This window comes from Paraburkholderia sp. MM5477-R1 (assembly GCF_050436385.1).
GTDB classification, from domain to species: domain Bacteria; phylum Pseudomonadota; class Gammaproteobacteria; order Burkholderiales; family Burkholderiaceae; genus Paraburkholderia; species Paraburkholderia tuberum.
The window spans coordinates 302,746-317,890 of record NZ_JBNDMC010000003.1 but is presented as its reverse complement, the minus strand read 5'-3'; the positions used below and the strand labels follow the sequence as shown (position 1 = coordinate 317,890).

Here is a 15,145-nt window from a genome sequence, read left to right as displayed (position 1 = left end):
ACAGATTGACGATGGCCTCCTGTAGGGCAGCAGGGGGACATTCGTCAACGTGGATTGAGTGACTCGAAGGGGTCGCGTGCCGCCAATCGCTGCCGGCCTGCAGCCGGGGAACGAGCGACACTCGCCCGCGCCGGGGCAGTACACTACCGGTCTCGGCAAAAGCCAGGTAATCCCATCCACGTCAGACAGTCCATGGACTACTTCGCCGCAGTACGGGCCTTCGTTTGCGCAGCGGAACTGCAGAGCTTCAGCAAGACGGCCAATGCACTGTCAGTCAAGACCTCGACTGTCTCCCGCTACGTAAGCGAACTCGAAAGAGATCTGGGCATCGCCCTATTCAACCGGTCGACGCGCGGCCTCGTCCTGACAGAAGGCGGCCGGCTGTTTCGTGAACACGCCTTGTTAGCGTTGCAAGCACTCGATGACGCGCGCGAAGTGACGTCGTCGCTAAATCGCACGCCACAAGGCGTGCTGCGCGTGACAATGCCACCGGCATTCGGCCGCCTGCACATCGTGCCGCATCTGCCGGCCTTCATGGCGCGCTATCCTGATATCGACCTCGACATCGTCTCTACGGACGAAACGCTCAACATGATCGATGCGGGCATTGATGTGGCGATCCGTACCGGCGTGCTGCCCGATTCGTCATTGATGGCGAGGCGCCTGGCACCGCATCGTCGTATCGTCTGTGGCAGCCCGGCGTATTTCGCGCGTAGCGGCACACCGCGTGTGCCTGGCGATCTGGCCGCGCGCGATGCGCTTCGCGTGTCCCTGGTCCCGGACGACAAATGGTATTTCACGCTGGTCACCGCGGACGCGCGGGCGTCGCAAGAACAGGAACAGGTGCTGGTGGAGTTGCAGGGGCGCTTGCGCGCTGACGACTCCGAAGCCGTGCTCGCGCTCGCCGTGGCCGGTTGTGGCGTGGCGCTCCTGCCGACATGGCTCGCCTCTACGGCCCTGCGCGGAGGACGCTTGCAGCACGTGCTACCGGAATGGGAAGCACGCACCGGACGAGCCGAACCCGCGGTCTGGGCGGTCTACCCACCGAAGAAGATCGTCTCGTCGAAGGTGCGCGCCTTCGTGGATTTCTATGCCGAGTCGTTTGGCGAGCCGCCGTACTGGGACGACGGCCTCGCACTGGAGCGTCAGCCTTGATGGGCGAAGCGGATGTCTAGCGTGCGCAGGTAAGTCTGCAAGCCTGCATCCTGAATCGGAATCACATAGGCATTTTCGTTCGTTTCGTTGAAATGCGCATGCCAGTGTCCCGGCGGCGTGACGAATGCCATCCCCGTTTTCCAATCGACGCGGGTCGGGTTCACGATATTGCCATCCCTGTCCAGTTCCGTTCCGACCAGCGTATAGACACCCGGCTTGCCGCTGGCGATGAAGTCGAGTGCAATCGACTGGTGCCGGTGCGGCTTCTGCACCGAGTTGGGCGGCACGATGCCGAACATCGCCCACAACACATGCGTGACCGTGCGCGTCTGCGGAAAGTTGGTGTTGCCCATTAGTACGCTGATGCGGTTGCGACGACCCGCGTTCGCTTGTTCCGCGACCGCGCGCAGTGCTGCCTGCGCCTCGGCGGCTGGATAGCGTGTCGGCGCAAAGCGCGCATGTACTCCGGTGGTACCAAGATAGGTCAGCAGCGGCGCGTCATTGACGTAATAGAGCGTGGCCGTCGCAGCAGCGGACAGCACCGTGGCATGGCCGCCCGGGAACGTGAAGAAATCGCCCATCGAAAAGGGGAAGCTCGTTTCGGACTGCTGCACGCTACCCGCTCCGCTAATGACATAGCAGACCTGCGAGGTCGCATTGGGATCGAGTGTCAACGCATCGCCCGCATTGATGCGCAGGAAGTTGGCGCTCAAGCCGGGACCGGTCGCGGGACCCGGGCAGCCCAACTCCGCAGACAGGTCAAGCGGCACGACTCGGGTTGCGCCGTCTGCATAAAGCGAAGGCGAGAAGCTGCAGAACGGCACACGCGAGATGAGCTTCGCACCAATCGGATTGGCGGACGAAGTGTATTCGAAGTATTGCGCGTCTTCCGTGGCGACATTCGGTTTGGTGAGAAGCGCGGGGGATGTCCTGGTCAGCATGGTCTTGCTCCTTTTGAGTTTTGAGGGGGCTTCGCGCGGTTCCATTTGTGAGGATCCGCATCCGAAGGCTGACCTGACTTTAGGCGCGGGGCGTTGGCGCCGGAAGTGCCGGACATCGAAATCACCTTTGCGCAAAAGGAACACCGTGCCACGACGGTTTCGAGGCGCGGCGGGTTGTTCGTGCCGGGCCGCTAGGCAGTTCATCGTCGGCCAAGGTTTGGCCAGGAGGCAATGTTCAACGAGGTTGTGTTGACGGGCCGAAATCGTACCGAAGGACGTTTGATTTCGGACTCTGATCGACCGCTTCACGCCCTGAGGCGGTCCGTCAAGCTTTTAGAAGGGGGAAGCATGAGGTTTGCAAGAAGGGGCGAGCCTCGCTTCCTCAATGCGTTTAGATAGACGCTTTCGTCGTATCGTGTCCCAGTCTGCCAGCAGCGGTAGAGGATGCGTATCCATTTCAACACCAGCCATTTCTCTTGAGGCCGGTCTAGCGGCGTAAGCACTCATGCTGGCAGGCCGTCCTGTTCATGGATTTAGGGATTTCCCAGGCAGCCACAGGCCTCGGTAAACCAGAGATCCGGGCCCGACGACATTGGTTCGACATGTTGTTAAGTGCCGCGCTAACAGGACCTTTCAAGCCGCCTCTGGTGCCATCGCGAGAATATGCCCGGCACGATCAATTCGATGCTGATGTGACATGGCTTAGCTCCCTAAGCATTGGAAACGTTTCGGGTCTTAACGTTTCCTTCAGATCGGTCTAGTACGATCTTGTGCAACATGGGTTTCACCGTATTCGACCACATGCTGTGCATCCCGTCGCGTTGGTACGTTGACGGCAGTTCCTTCTGCTGGCGGTTTACGCATCGAGGCGCCAATTGAAGTATCGGAAGGTTTGAATAGATCCGGGGCGGACTGAAGTTGCCTTCAATCGTCGCCACCATGATCCATGGCGATCATGGTGCGGGCCGCGATCGTCGTTCACGTTGCGTCTTAAAGTAACTGCAGAAAGCTAGTTACGCGAACCTTTCGCCACACTGCTGCGCGAGGGCGAAAATGAGATCGATGACTTCTGGAATCAGGGTGACAGGGAGACGGTGCCGAGCCGCCGCAATCACGGCGTTCACTTTTTCGGGCGCATATGCCGGCGGGATCGATCATGAAGTCGCGCTGGATCAGAGCGGCATATGGAACCGCAATGTTCAGCTCGCACTTGAATACGCCGTGATAGCCACGACGGCGGGTGGGGCTCTGTGGCTTGGGAACGACAACGAACTGGGCCATACATTCTGGCAAACGGCCGACGCTACGGCGATATCGGCGGTCGCTGCCCAAGGCATGAAATATGCGTTCGGTCGCCAGCGGCCCAGCGCTGGCCAGGGACCGAACCAATGGTTCAGCGGCGGAAAGAGTTTTCCCAGTGGTGAAGTCACCCTTCAGGCGAGTTTCGTAACGCCGTTCATCGTCAACTATGGTCGGCGTGATCCGTGGGTTTGGGCACTCGAGGTGTTGCCGCTCTATGATTCGATCGCACGCGTGAAAAGCCAGGCGCATTGGCAGACCGACGTCCTCGCCGGTTGGGCGCTTGGCACGGCGGTAGGATACTTGAGCACGACGTGGCAGACACCCCTGTTCGTGCAGATTCTCCCGCACGGTTTTACGGTTGGCTTCGCGAAGCGGTTCTAGATCTGGTTGCGAAACGGACGTGACTGGTGTGCAGGTGGCGGCGCGGCGACGTCCTGACCTCGTTTGAACAACGCTCCGTAAGTTCGACGCGCAGAGTTTGCTCGCCACCACCCGTATCCAGCAGCGCGAACCGTCATCGCGATGGAATGGCCGTTTGAATCCGCCCTCCAAACCTGACGATTTCACCACGTTGCGTCGAAGGACCGAAAGGGGGCGACAGTACGCATTCGCTCGCAGCGAGTGCGACATTCGCCAACTCCGATATGCAAATGTCGGAAATGCGACTTGGAGCGGCCTCACAAACCCCGACAGCCGAACGTCGGGTATGGCCGATGAGAAGCGACCGCCATCCCTCAGATTTAATGGCTGCTTCCTGGGTGCAGTGGAAGCCTGAGTGTCCGAGCTGGTTACGGAAGATTGATTGTTGGCCGATCACCACAGGTGCCGCTGCTCGTGTACGGCTATAGCTTTCGGTTGGGAGCTCACACGCGAGGCACTAACCCGAGTCATTGCTCCAAATGCCAACGCGCCCAACACTGGGGGGGACGCTTTTGAAGTAAGTCGAGCGAAGCTCGCCCGCCAATTTGACACCGACTGATTTTGCGTCTGCTTCACTAAGGTCATATAAACCCGACCTCGTCGGTGGCATTCCGCGAAGGCGGGCAATCACTCTTTCTGCAACATTCAGCAGCGACTCCAATCACTTATTAACCATCCTCGCCGGCGCACTAATAGCAAGCAAACCGCCCAGCACCATGAACGCCGCCAACATATACATCCCCGAATCGTTCGCCGCGGTAACCTCCTTCAACCACCCCACAGCATAAGGACTAAGGAAACCGGCAAGGTTGCCAATCGAATTGATCATCGCAATCCCGGCAGCGGCGCCGGTGCCTGCCAGAATCGCCGTAGGCAAACTCCAAAACAACGGCAGTGTAGTGAGGATGCCCATGGTAGCCAGCGTCAACCCAGTCATGGCAAGCAGGGTGTTATGCGCCCAAACGACGGAAAGCACGAGCCCCACAGCACCAAGAAACGCCGGCAACGCAATATGCCATCTCCGTTCCCTCGACCGATCCGCACTCCGCGCCACAAACACCATCGCCACAACAGCCGCCGCAAACGGCACCGCCGATAGCAGCCCAATCAAAAACGCATCGGTAACGCCGGTCGATTTGATAATCGTCGGCAACCAGAAGCTCACCCCATAAAGCCCCATCACAAACGAGAAGTACGTGAGGCTCAACATCAACACCCGCCCGCTAGTGAGTACCTGCCGAATCGGCATATCGTGCTTGGTCGCTTCCTCAGCCGACACCTGACTCTCAAGCAACTGCTGCTCTTCCCGGGTCAGCCACTTAGCCTTCGAAATCCGATCATCGAGCATCACGAACACGATGATCCCAACCAGCACCGACGGCACCCCCTCGAGCAGAAACAGCCACTGCCACCCGTGCCACCCGTTCACGCCGTTGAAGTTCTTCAGGATGTACCCAGACACCGGCCCACCAATCACCCCCGACAACGCAATCGCCGTCATAAACCAGGTCGTCATCCGTCCACGCCGATGCGCCGGATACCAGTAGGTGAGATACAAAATAATCCCAGGAAAGAACCCCGCCTCTGCAAGTCCAAGCAAAAAGCGCATCACATAAAACATCGTCGGCGTGGTGACTAACATCGTCAGCATGGATATCACGCCCCACGAAATCATGATCCGCGCGATCCAGACACGCGCGCCGACCTTATGCAGGATCACGTTGCTCGGCACTTCGAAGATGAAATAGCCGAGGAAGAAAATCCCCGCGCCGAAGCCATACACCGCATCGCTCAAGCCAAGATCGGTGCTCATCCCCAGCTTCGCGAAGCCGACGTTCACACGGTCCAGATAGGCAACGATGTAGCAGAGCATCAATAGCGGCGCGAGCCGCCAGGTAACCTTGCGATAAGTCGCCTCTTCGAACGTCGAAGGCGGCGCGCCAGCGCCGGGATGGTGGAGCGGATTTGCAGGACTAGCCATGACTATGTCTCCTCATTTTTATGGAATTGAAGTGCCGCCGCCGAACGATTCTATCCGCGCCAGGTCTTTTGCAGGACGAATCGATATCGGGGGAAAACACTGACCGCGCACGCAGTGCGTGCGCAGCGCTTCATCTACCGCTACACGCAGCGCCCCCCATCCACTTCGAGACACACGCCGGTAATAAACTCCGCCTCATCCGAAGCCAGATACAGCGCCGCATTCGCAATATCCTGCGGCGTCGAAAACCGCCCGAGAGGAATCCCTGCCAGGAACTTCTGCCGGTTCTGCGGCGTATCCTCGACCCCCATGAACTCGGACAACAGCGCGGTCTCACCGATCACCGGATTCACGCAGTTCACGCGAATCCGCTCCGGCCCCAGCTCGACGGCGAGCGACTTGCTAGCGACGATCACCGCGCCCTTGCTGCCGTTGTACCAGACGAGCCCGGGCCGCGGCCGCACGCCCGCCGTCGACGCGATATTGATGAAGCTGCCGCCGCCTTGCTCGCGAAAATACGGCACGAACTCCTGCACGCTCCAGTAGATGCTCTTCACGTTCACCGCATAGACGCGGTCGAACTCGGCCTCGGTCACTTCGAGTACCGGCTTGTTGCGATGCGTGGTGCCCGCGTTGTTGACGACGATCTGCACGCTGCCGAAGTCTTCCAGCGCGGCCTCGCGCAGCGTGCGCCAGTCGTCGCGTTGCGCGACGTTGCCGGGGACCGCGATCGCCTTGCCGCCCGCCATCGCGATCTCACTCGCGACGCGTTCGGCGGCCGGCCCGTTGAGGTCGTTGACCACGACGTTCGCGCCTTCGCGCGCAAAGGTCTTTGCGATGCCTTCGCCGAAACCCGAACCGCCGCCCGTGACGATGGCCGTTTTACCTGTCAACCGCATGATGTCTCCGTTGTTTGTGATGGATAGAGCGATGCGTTGTTGCGTGTAACGTGCTGCTCGCGCCGATCGCGAGCGAGCCCTACGGCACCCGCTAGCCGTGCCGGATCGCGATCGTCTTCAGCACCGTAAAGCCATACAGCGCCTCGAAGCCTTTCTCGCGGCCATGTCCCGAATGCTTGACGCCGCCGAACGGCAATTCGACGCCGCCGCCCGCGCCATAGTTGTTGATGAATACCTGGCCCGAGCGCACGCGTCGGGCGAGGCGCATCTGGCGCGCGCCATCGCGTGTCCAGATGCCGGCGACGAGGCCGAACTGCGTGCCGTTCGCGAGCGCGAGCGCTTCGGCTTCGTCGCGGAACGACATCGCGGCGAGCACCGGACCGAACACTTCGTCGCGCGCGAGGCGGTGGCTCGCGGGCACGTCGCGCAGCAAGGTCGGGGCCTGATAGAAGCCGCTTTCAGGCGCTTCGGGAATCACCTCGCCGTGCGCGGCCATCGCGATGCCGTCGTGTTGCGCGTCCGACAGAAAATCCCACACGCGTTGCTGCTGTTTCGCGCTGATCAGCGGTCCGCAGTCGAGGTCGGCATTCGACGGCCCGACGCGCAACGCCTGAAAGGCGCTGCTGAGTCTGTCGAGCAGCGGCTCGTAAATCGCCTGCTCGATCAGCACGCGACTGCCCGCCGAGCAGGTTTGCCCGGCGTTCTGCACGATCGCGGAGATCAGCACCGGCAGCGCGCCGTCGAGATCGGCGTCGGCGAACACGATTTGCGGCGACTTGCCGCCGAGTTCGAGCGTGACCGGCACATGGTTTTCGGCGGCCATCTGCGTGACGAGCTTGCCGGTTTCGGGCGAGCCCGTGAAGGAGATGTGATCGATGCCCGGATGACGCGCGAGCGCGGCGCCCGCTTCGTGCCCATAGCCGGTCACGATGTTCAGCGCACCGGCCGGCAAGCCGGCCTCAGCGGCGAGCTCTGCGACCCGCAGCACGGAAAGGCACGCGTCCTCGGCCGGTTTGACGACGCACGCATTGCCGGTCGCGAGCGCCGCGCCGACGCTGCGCCCGAAGATCTGCATCGGGTAATTCCACGGCACGATGTGGCCGGTCACGCCGTGCGGCTCGCGGATCGTCAGCACCGTGTAGCCAGATTGGTAGGGCAGAGTTTCGCCGTGCAGCTTGTCGGCCGCGCCGGCGTAGAACTCGAAGTAGCGGGTCAGGGCGGCGGCGTCGGCGCGCGCCTGCCTGAGCGGTTTGCCGGTGTCGCGCGCTTCGAGCCGTGCAAGGTCTTCCTGGCGCGCTGCCACCAGCAGCGACAGCCGGTATAGCACGCGGCCGCGCTCGGCGGCGCTCAGCGCGCCCCATGCGCCGTCGAACGCTGCCCCTGCGGCGTGCACGGCGGTGTCGATATCGGCCTCGGTGCCGCGCGCGATGCGCGTGAACGGCTGGCCGTCCGAGGGATCGAGTACGGCGATCGATTCGCCGCCGGAAGCGGCGCACCACTCGCCGCCGATGAAATGCCGTGCTTCTTCCATGCATGCTCCTTGATGACGTGCGGCCGGCGTGCGGCGGCGCGGGTTCGAAGGGGAGACACAAAACGGTAGAGACGCGAAGCGAGACGCCAGCCGATTATCGCGCCGATCCGACCGCGGATGCCACCTGCCGATTGGCTATAATGGCGCATTCCGTACGGTCCGGTGCGCGGCCCCGTCGTTCGGGGCGAGAGGGTTTCAGTGCCCGACGTTCGCGGTTCGCACACAGTTCGCACCGCATCCGCAGCCCGCGCGCCGTTCGCCGCCTTCCGATTTCCATCCCCTTCAGAGAGCGCTCATGAGCTTCAATCACGTTCCCGCAGGCAAAGACCTTCCGCACGATTTCAACGTCATCATCGAAATCCCGGCGCAAAGCGACCCGGTGAAGTACGAAGCCGACAAGGACCTGGGCCTGCTCGTCGTCGACCGTTTCATCGGCACCGGCATGCGCTATCCGGCCAACTACGGCTTCATTCCGCAGACGCTGTCGGGCGACGGCGACCCGGTCGACGTGCTGGTGATCACGCCGTTCCCGCTGCTGGCAGGCTCGGTCGTGCGTGCCCGCGCGCTCGGCATGCTGCAGATGACTGATGAGTCCGGTGTCGACGCGAAGCTGATCGCCGTGCCGCACGACAAGATCTGCCCGATGACGGCGAACCTGAAGTCGGTCGACGACGTGCCCGCTTACCTGAAGGACCAGATCAAGCACTTCTTCGAGCAATACAAGGCGCTCGAGAAGGGCAAGTGGGTCAAGGTCGAAGGCTGGGCCGACGTCGATGCCGCCCACAAGGAAATCAGCGAAGGCGTGGCGAACTACAAGAAGTAAGCGCGCCGCGGTTCATCCGCTTGCTGCATGCAGTACGAAAACCGCGCGAGTCCGCAAGGACCGCGCGGTTTTTTCATCTGATTTGCGCGGCATTCGACTACCGTGCAACAAGCGCCGCGATCTTCGTCTGGCACGTGCCGTCTCGCGCGCATAACCTGAATGCATCGCTCCGATGAACGGAACGCATTTTTATATTTAGGTGTAAACCCTTATCATTCGCCGCACGACCTCGTGCGCGAACTCACGGCATCAACGCGCGTTTCCATCACTTCAAGAACCACGGTCCGGATGATGAACCGCAGCAAGCCCCACTCGACATCGCCGCGCTGGTCGACCCGGCTGCATTCGGTCGTCACCGCGATCTATCGCAAGCGGCCGGTCTGGATGGTGTCGTTCGCGGCGAGCGAGGCGAATCTGTCGGAGGGCTTGAGGGCGGCGTGCGCATCGACGGCGATGCTCGCGCTCGGCAACGTGCTGCACGATCCGGTGTTTGCGTGGGCGGCGATCGGCGCGTTCTGGACCTGCCTCGCCGATGCCGCCGGCTCGAACCGCGCGCGCTTCATGTCGATGATGAGCTTCGCGCTGCTGTCGACGCTGTGCGGCGGCATGACCGCGTTCGCGTCCGCCTCGGGTGCCGCGTGGGCCGCGCTCGCGGTGCTCGCGTTCACGACGCTCGGCGCGTTCGGCCGCATCTGGGGCGCGGCCACGTCGCAGGTGACGATCCTCGCGGCGACCGCCTGCATCGTGATGGTCGATCGGCCGATGCACGACGCGCGCGCGGGTGTCGCGTTTCTCGGCGTCTATCTGGTCGGCTGTCTGTTCGCGATCGTGCTGAGCTTGACGGTGTGGCGCATTCATCCATTCGGCGCGAGCCGCGCGTCGTTGCGCGCGGTGTATCTGCGCCTCGCCGATGTCGCGTTCGACAGCGCGCGGCTTGTCGGCGGCCGTGCCGCGCCGCGCGAATGGGCCACGCATGCCACGCGCTTTCGCGCCGATGCGCGCGCGTCGCTCGAACGTTCGCGCGATGCGCTCGCGAACGTGCCCGCATCGAAGGCGGGCGGGGCGGCCGTCTACGACACGTTGCTCGGCCTGCTGACCGATGGCGAAGCGCTGTTCGCGTATCTGATCGCGGTGTCGGGCGCGGGCGCGAAAGTGCCCGACGATTCGCGCCGCACGCAACGCGCGGTGCGCTCGCTCAATGCGATCGGCGAAGTGCTCAGCGACATCGGCAGCGCGACCGGCGACGCGCGCTGGGAACGTCTCGCGGACCTGCAGGCGCGTCTGCGGCGTCTCGCGCATCGGCTCGAAAGCGCGTTGCTCGAACCGGTGAAGCTGCAATCCGGTTTCGAGCTCGTCGATTTCGCGCCGCGTGAGGTGCACGTCGAGCCGTGGAGCGCGTGCGTCGCGCGTTATACGGCGCGCGCGTGGTCGACGCTGAAGGCCAATCTGTCGTGGCAGTCGGTCGGCTTGCGCCATGCGGCGCGTGTCGGCGTGACGACGACGGCGGGCTTCGTCGTGATTCGCGCGCTCGGTCTGCCGTTCGGCTATTGGGCCACGATGGCCACGCTGCTGATCCTGCAGCCGTCGATCGCCGCGACCTGGCCGCGCAGCATCGAACGCGCGACGGGCAGTATCGTCGGCGGCGTGCTCGCGGCGGCGATCGGCTATGCGATTCATTCACCGCTCGGCATCTCGCTCGCGGTGTTCCCGCTGGTGATGGCGACGATGGCGCTGCGCCCCGTCAGTTACAGCCTGTTCGTGCTGTTCCTGACGCCGACCTTCGTGCTGGTCGCCGACTTCGCGACGCCGGGCGCCAACGAGTTGGCGTTCGCGCTGACGCGGCTCGGCAACAACGTGCTCGGCTGCGTGCTCGCGCTGCTCGCGACGTTCCTTCTATGGCCGACGCGCGAGAAGCTCGATGTGCGCGTCTATCTCGGCGACGCGGTGCGCGCGAATCTCGCGTATCTGCGCGCGTCGCTCGACGCGCCTCGGCATGGCGGCAAGGAGATCGAGCAATTGCGCCGCGCCGCGGGCCTCACCAGCAACAACGCGGAGGAAGCGCTCGGCCGCGTGCGGCTCGAAAAGCTCGAGGACTCGATGGCCGATACGGTCACGCTGACGGTGCTGAGCCTGCTGCGACGGATGGCCGGCACCGCGACGCAGCTGCGCCTCACCGCGAACCGTCGCGACCTGCATAGCGAACTCGACGAATGGGTCGAGGCGATCAGCGCGGCGATCGAGGCCGCGCTGAATCGCACGTTACGGCCGGTGCGGCTCGAGTTACCCGCTCGTGAGCAATTGACGTCGCTGGAAGCAGATGTGGTGGGCGAGCTGGCGCGGGTGCATCGGCTGCTGACGGAGAGGATGCGGGAGGCGAGGGGGTAGCACGACTCAGCCGTCGGAACGCTCGCCGTCTTCCGCGACGTCATTCACCGCTGCAACCGGCAACACCGACTGCAGCGTGAACACCCCGGCCGCCAGCGCCCGTTTATCGGCCGCCGTGAGCCGCTTGACCCAATACTCGGCGCTCGACGCGCTCGACCGGTCCGCCAGCTCGAACGACGCCAGCACCCGCACCGGCTTGCGCGAGCGCGTATAACGCGCGCCCGTGCCGCTCAGATGTTTGTCGAAGCGAGCAGCGACATCGGTCGCGATGCCGGTATAGACGCTGCCGTCCGAGCATTCGAGCAGATAGAGAAACCACGCCATAACCGCGCTTCTAGCCTTTGAACGGATTGTGTTCGCGCAGCTCGTCCACGTACGCGTGGATGCTGTTTTTTTCGTTATCGAGAAAATGGCCGACCGCATCGGCGAACGCCGGATGCGCGAGCCAATGCGTCGAGCGCGTGACCGTGGGCAGAAAGCCGCGCGCCATCTTGTGCTCGCCCTGCGCGCCGCCTTCGAATGCGCCGAGCTTTTCTTCGATGCAGAATTCGAGCGGCTGATAGTACGCGGTTTCGAAGTGCAGGCACGGCACGTGTTCGAGCGCGCCCCAGTAGCGGCCATACAAGGTGCCGCCGGTTTTCTCGTCGCGCTGATAGACGACGAGCGAGCTCGCGATCGGCTTGCCTTCATATTCGGCGATCACGAGCAGCAGATTCTCCGGCATCGATGCGCCGATCATCCGGAAGAAATCGAGGTTCAGATACGGACTCGAAAAATGCTCGCGATAGGTTTGCCGATAGCACTTGCTGAAGAAGCGCCAGTCGGCATCCTCGATGTCTGCGCCGCGGATCCTTCGCATCGTGATGCCGGCCTCGTGCACCTTGCGCCGTTCGGCGCGGATGTTCTTGCGCTTCTTCTGTTCGAGCGTCGACAGAAAGTCTTCGAAGTCGCGATAGCCGTCGTTGAGCCAGTGAAACTGCACGCCTTCGCGTTGCATCATGCCGATATCGGTGAGCGCGTCCGCTTCGCTTTGCGTCGGAAACAGCACATGCAGCGACGACACCTCGGCCTGCTCGGCGAACGCCATCAACGTGGCCGCGAGATGGCGCAACGCATGCTCGTTCGCCGACAGCAGCCGGTTGCCCTGTACCGGCGTGAAGGGCACCGCGCACAGCAGCTTCGGGTAATAGGGCAGGCCGTTGCGCTTGTACGCGTCGGCCCAGGCCCAGTCGAACACATATGTCGTAGCTCTACGAGTGGCCGTTTGTGTCCGAGTAGGGTTTACATGCATTGAATCTTTAAGGTTTCGAAGGCGACCGCAGGGCGCCGAGCTGCTTTTGGGTTGAGGGCAAGCATGCCCGAAACCGGGTGGGGGTCTGGGGGAGGGGCCGAAAAAAATATAACACAACCTGCTCAAAATACATTGGGGTTTTATCGACTTAGGCTCTACTGTTAACTCATCCCAAGGACTGGTCCGCGGAGATGAGGCGATGGAAGTAACTACTCTGACTGTTGCAGACGTTATTGTCGAATCCGACCGTGATTGCCGAATTTATGATTATTTGATTCGGACATGTGGAATAACACGGATTGCTAATGCAAGGAATCAACTGCCCGGTCGGACGCGGCCTTACGTATCCAATTTGGCAAAGATGCTTGGCGTGACGATTCCGGACGCCGTAGTCATTACTCCGAGAGAGGAGGCTAGACGGCATCTCGTTGAAATAAAAAAGATAATCCGACTTGGTTAACAATTAGCGCCGGTCTGTGCTGGTCTGAGTCAGGCCGCGCTGCACCGATTATCAGGTTTCCCTAACTGCTTCAGTGCCAGGCGCGGTATCGGAATATCAGTTCGCGCGTGCGGATTTTGTCGGAATAAATCCAGCGCGTTCATCTGCTTTCGCGTCTTCGCCTGCAAACCACTGATAATGAACTTCGGCGGCGATTTCGGTAGGCGGCTCTTTGTTTTCTATCACTATGACCTGTATATCTTTTGAGGTCTTAGCGAGCGACTCCCAGAAAGCTGCTTCAATACCTGCGTCAATCTGTCCGTTTTCTCCTTTCACAGTCTGGTTCTTTTTCTTCTTATAGCTTGTAAGCGGCGAGTCGATAACAATCAAGCCAGGGTGCGGCCGATTGTTTTTTGCGGTGTATCGAAGAAGACCAATAACAAACGCAGCGTATAGGATTGCCCGAACACCTTTGCCGGAAGACTGGCGTGGCTTCCCATCTACAATAATGTCGAACGCCTTCTCATCGAATTCGAGACGTGGAGTTCCTTTCCATGCCCACTCGACCAAGACAGCCTGAATCTCCGCGCAAAATTCCCCGAGCTCTTTCGGCGGAATGCCGGCCCAAGTTTGCTTCGGCGTGCCACTCTCAGCGAGTGCGGAATTAATGTCGTTTTGGAGTTTGACCAAACTTTGCCAACGTTCTCGTTCGACTCGCGTAGCCTCACGTTCGGTGTGTCGACTCACGAGTTGCTCGAGGCGCTGCGTCGTGAACTCCAGACGTGGGGCCAAAGTGCGACTCAACTCGGTATTCAACGATTGGAGTTCTGTGTCGATGGTGCTTTTTTCACCTTCGACCAAGCCTTGTCGAACCTCAAGGTCGCGAATTGCCGCCGCTAAGTCGGTGCGATGTGCGTGTATTTTTGCAGCTTCGGCCACGGCTGATTCTCGGATTGGTCGAGCGGCGGAATCCGGACTGTGCGAGTGGCCGGGTGCCATTATCTGGTCACAAACAGGGCAAGGGACTTCCTGAAGCGCATCGAAATAGAAAGAGCTTTCGGAAATGAAGTCCAACCTGTCCAAGTCAGACGTGTACCGCTCGTCCAGCAGTCGATACCTCGAAAGAAGCTCACGGATGCCGAGCAGCTGAGAATCGGCTTTCAGAATATTGCGAGTTGCTTCTTGTGACTGTTCCTGGAGTGCGTCCCGAGAGGTGGCAAGATTCTCTAGTTCGCCGGTCAGGCTACCAATCAACGTGTCTAGCTCTGTATCGTCTGTCGACACACCCAACTCACCCGACGACGCGAAGCGCTCGTTCAGAGGTTGCAACATCTCGTCCACAAGTTCGAGCTTTGCCTTCAGTCGCGCCTTCACGATTTCGTTCTTCTCACCGGCGGCCACGCTTTCATCGTCAATTCCAGTCAGGACGTACGAAAGCGCACGTTTCCGGGCCGTGTCGCCGAATGCGGGCTTCCCCGTTACAGGGGAGTGTTGGTCGATGACAGAGACCTCGTCTATGAGGAATAGCGGCTCAATCGTCCGGATAGTAAAGCGTTGAGTCTCACCACCAACATTCTTCCGGAGGCGGGCTTCCTTGATGTCCGCAAACGGCAGCAGTACCGAGGTGACGTCGGGGCCTTTGCTCACGCCTTTCCTCGTCGGCGCTATCGGCTCACCGTCTCCCGAGATGTCATTGATGGGTACCCGATATGCCATCAGATTCCCGCCATTTGTCGGGCGCACCAATGTGATGGTTTCGTCGTCGGAGTTCACGAATTCGACGGCAAGGTGAGTGTACGGCTTCGCTTCGTCGACAAGCGTCAGCTTATCCGCTCCAAGGATGAAGTTGATGCATTCCAGGAGAAAGCTTTTCCCAGTGTCAGACTCGCCCGCGAGCACATTGGCGCCGCTGTAGAACTGGACGACGGCGTCTTCCAGCCCAGTTCCCCGGAGCAGAATCTTTCTGATTTGAAGCATA

Annotated in this window: 10 protein-coding genes and 1 pseudogene; 4 read left to right on the top strand and 7 right to left on the bottom strand. The window is 61.2% G+C overall.

What is annotated here, in order from left to right; all coding sequences use genetic code 11:
• Positions 1 to 192: 192 nt before the first annotated feature.
• A complete protein-coding gene (locus tag OKW35_RS04755; RefSeq protein WP_429407059.1) occupies positions 193 to 1,155 on the top strand; it encodes a LysR substrate-binding domain-containing protein in 963 nt (320 codons plus the stop codon).
• Here the strand turns inward: OKW35_RS04755 and OKW35_RS04750 are convergent.
• The gene (locus OKW35_RS04750) at positions 1,146 to 2,096 is read right to left on the bottom strand and encodes a cupin domain-containing protein (RefSeq protein WP_429408461.1); all 951 of its coding nucleotides are present in this window, start codon (positions 2,094 to 2,096) and stop codon (positions 1,146 to 1,148) included. The two genes, OKW35_RS04755 and OKW35_RS04750, sit on opposite strands and share 10 nt — an antisense overlap.
• A gap of 1,221 nt (positions 2,097 to 3,317) precedes the next feature.
• Here OKW35_RS04750 and OKW35_RS04745 point away from each other — a divergent pair.
• On the top strand, positions 3,318 to 3,779 hold the full coding sequence (locus tag OKW35_RS04745; RefSeq protein WP_429551366.1) for a phosphatase PAP2 family protein: 462 nt from the start codon (positions 3,318 to 3,320) through the stop codon (positions 3,777 to 3,779).
• Between the two features lie 700 nt (positions 3,780 to 4,479).
• Here the strand turns inward: OKW35_RS04745 and OKW35_RS04740 are convergent.
• The 3 genes from OKW35_RS04740 to OKW35_RS04730 all read right to left on the bottom strand — a co-directional run bounded on the left by OKW35_RS04740 (position 4,480) and on the right by OKW35_RS04730 (position 8,229).
• Complete coding sequence (locus OKW35_RS04740; RefSeq protein WP_429551365.1) at positions 4,480 to 5,799, bottom strand: MFS transporter; 1,320 nt, start codon at positions 5,797 to 5,799, stop codon at positions 4,480 to 4,482.
• A gap of 140 nt (positions 5,800 to 5,939) precedes the next feature.
• Complete coding sequence (locus OKW35_RS04735; RefSeq protein WP_429551364.1) at positions 5,940 to 6,698, bottom strand: SDR family oxidoreductase; 759 nt, start codon at positions 6,696 to 6,698, stop codon at positions 5,940 to 5,942.
• Between the two features lie 91 nt (positions 6,699 to 6,789).
• Positions 6,790 to 8,229: an aldehyde dehydrogenase family protein gene (locus OKW35_RS04730; protein ID WP_429551363.1), complete on the bottom strand. Its 1,440-nt coding sequence runs from the start codon at positions 8,227 to 8,229 to the stop codon at positions 6,790 to 6,792.
• A 295-nt stretch (positions 8,230 to 8,524) separates the two neighbouring features.
• Here OKW35_RS04730 and ppa point away from each other — a divergent pair, with 295 nt between their 5' ends.
• A complete protein-coding gene (gene ppa, locus OKW35_RS04725) occupies positions 8,525 to 9,052 on the top strand; it encodes an inorganic diphosphatase (RefSeq protein ID WP_129958864.1) in 528 nt (175 codons plus the stop codon).
• Positions 9,053 to 9,340: 288 nt separating this feature from the next.
• On the top strand, positions 9,341 to 11,437 hold the full coding sequence (locus tag OKW35_RS04720) for an FUSC family protein (RefSeq protein WP_429551362.1): 2,097 nt from the start codon (positions 9,341 to 9,343) through the stop codon (positions 11,435 to 11,437).
• 6 nt (positions 11,438 to 11,443) lie between these two features.
• Here the strand turns inward: OKW35_RS04720 and OKW35_RS04715 are convergent, their stop codons facing one another.
• The 3 genes and pseudogenes from OKW35_RS04715 to OKW35_RS04705 form a co-directional block, all read right to left on the bottom strand.
• On the bottom strand, positions 11,444 to 11,761 hold the full coding sequence (locus OKW35_RS04715; RefSeq protein WP_090803545.1) for a GIY-YIG nuclease family protein: 318 nt from the start codon (positions 11,759 to 11,761) through the stop codon (positions 11,444 to 11,446).
• A 10-nt stretch (positions 11,762 to 11,771) separates the two neighbouring features.
• Positions 11,772 to 12,677: pseudogene (locus OKW35_RS04710) on the bottom strand (GNAT family N-acetyltransferase); the annotation flags it as partial.
• Between the two features lie 607 nt (positions 12,678 to 13,284).
• Positions 13,285 to 15,144, bottom strand: a complete 1,860-nt coding sequence (locus OKW35_RS04705) for a hypothetical protein (RefSeq protein ID WP_429551361.1) — start codon at positions 15,142 to 15,144, stop codon at positions 13,285 to 13,287.
• Position 15,145 lies beyond the last annotated feature (1 nt).

Coding starts and splice junctions, on each gene's coding strand:
- OKW35_RS04755 (WP_429407059.1), top strand. CDS start 193: ATGGACTACTTCGCCGCAGTACGGGCCTTCGTTTGCGCAGCGGAACTG.
- OKW35_RS04750 (WP_429408461.1), bottom strand. CDS start 2,096: ATGCTGACCAGGACATCCCCCGCGCTTCTCACCAAACCGAATGTCGCC.
- OKW35_RS04740 (WP_429551365.1), bottom strand. CDS start 5,799: ATGGCTAGTCCTGCAAATCCGCTCCACCATCCCGGCGCTGGCGCGCCG.
- OKW35_RS04735 (WP_429551364.1), bottom strand. CDS start 6,698: ATGCGGTTGACAGGTAAAACGGCCATCGTCACGGGCGGCGGTTCGGGT.
- OKW35_RS04730 (WP_429551363.1), bottom strand. CDS start 8,229: ATGGAAGAAGCACGGCATTTCATCGGCGGCGAGTGGTGCGCCGCTTCC.
- ppa (WP_129958864.1), top strand. CDS start 8,525: ATGAGCTTCAATCACGTTCCCGCAGGCAAAGACCTTCCGCACGATTTC.
- OKW35_RS04720 (WP_429551362.1), top strand. CDS start 9,341: ATGATGAACCGCAGCAAGCCCCACTCGACATCGCCGCGCTGGTCGACC.
- OKW35_RS04715 (WP_090803545.1), bottom strand. CDS start 11,761: ATGGCGTGGTTTCTCTATCTGCTCGAATGCTCGGACGGCAGCGTCTAT.
- OKW35_RS04705 (WP_429551361.1), bottom strand. CDS start 15,144: ATGCTTCAAATCAGAAAGATTCTGCTCCGGGGAACTGGGCTGGAAGAC.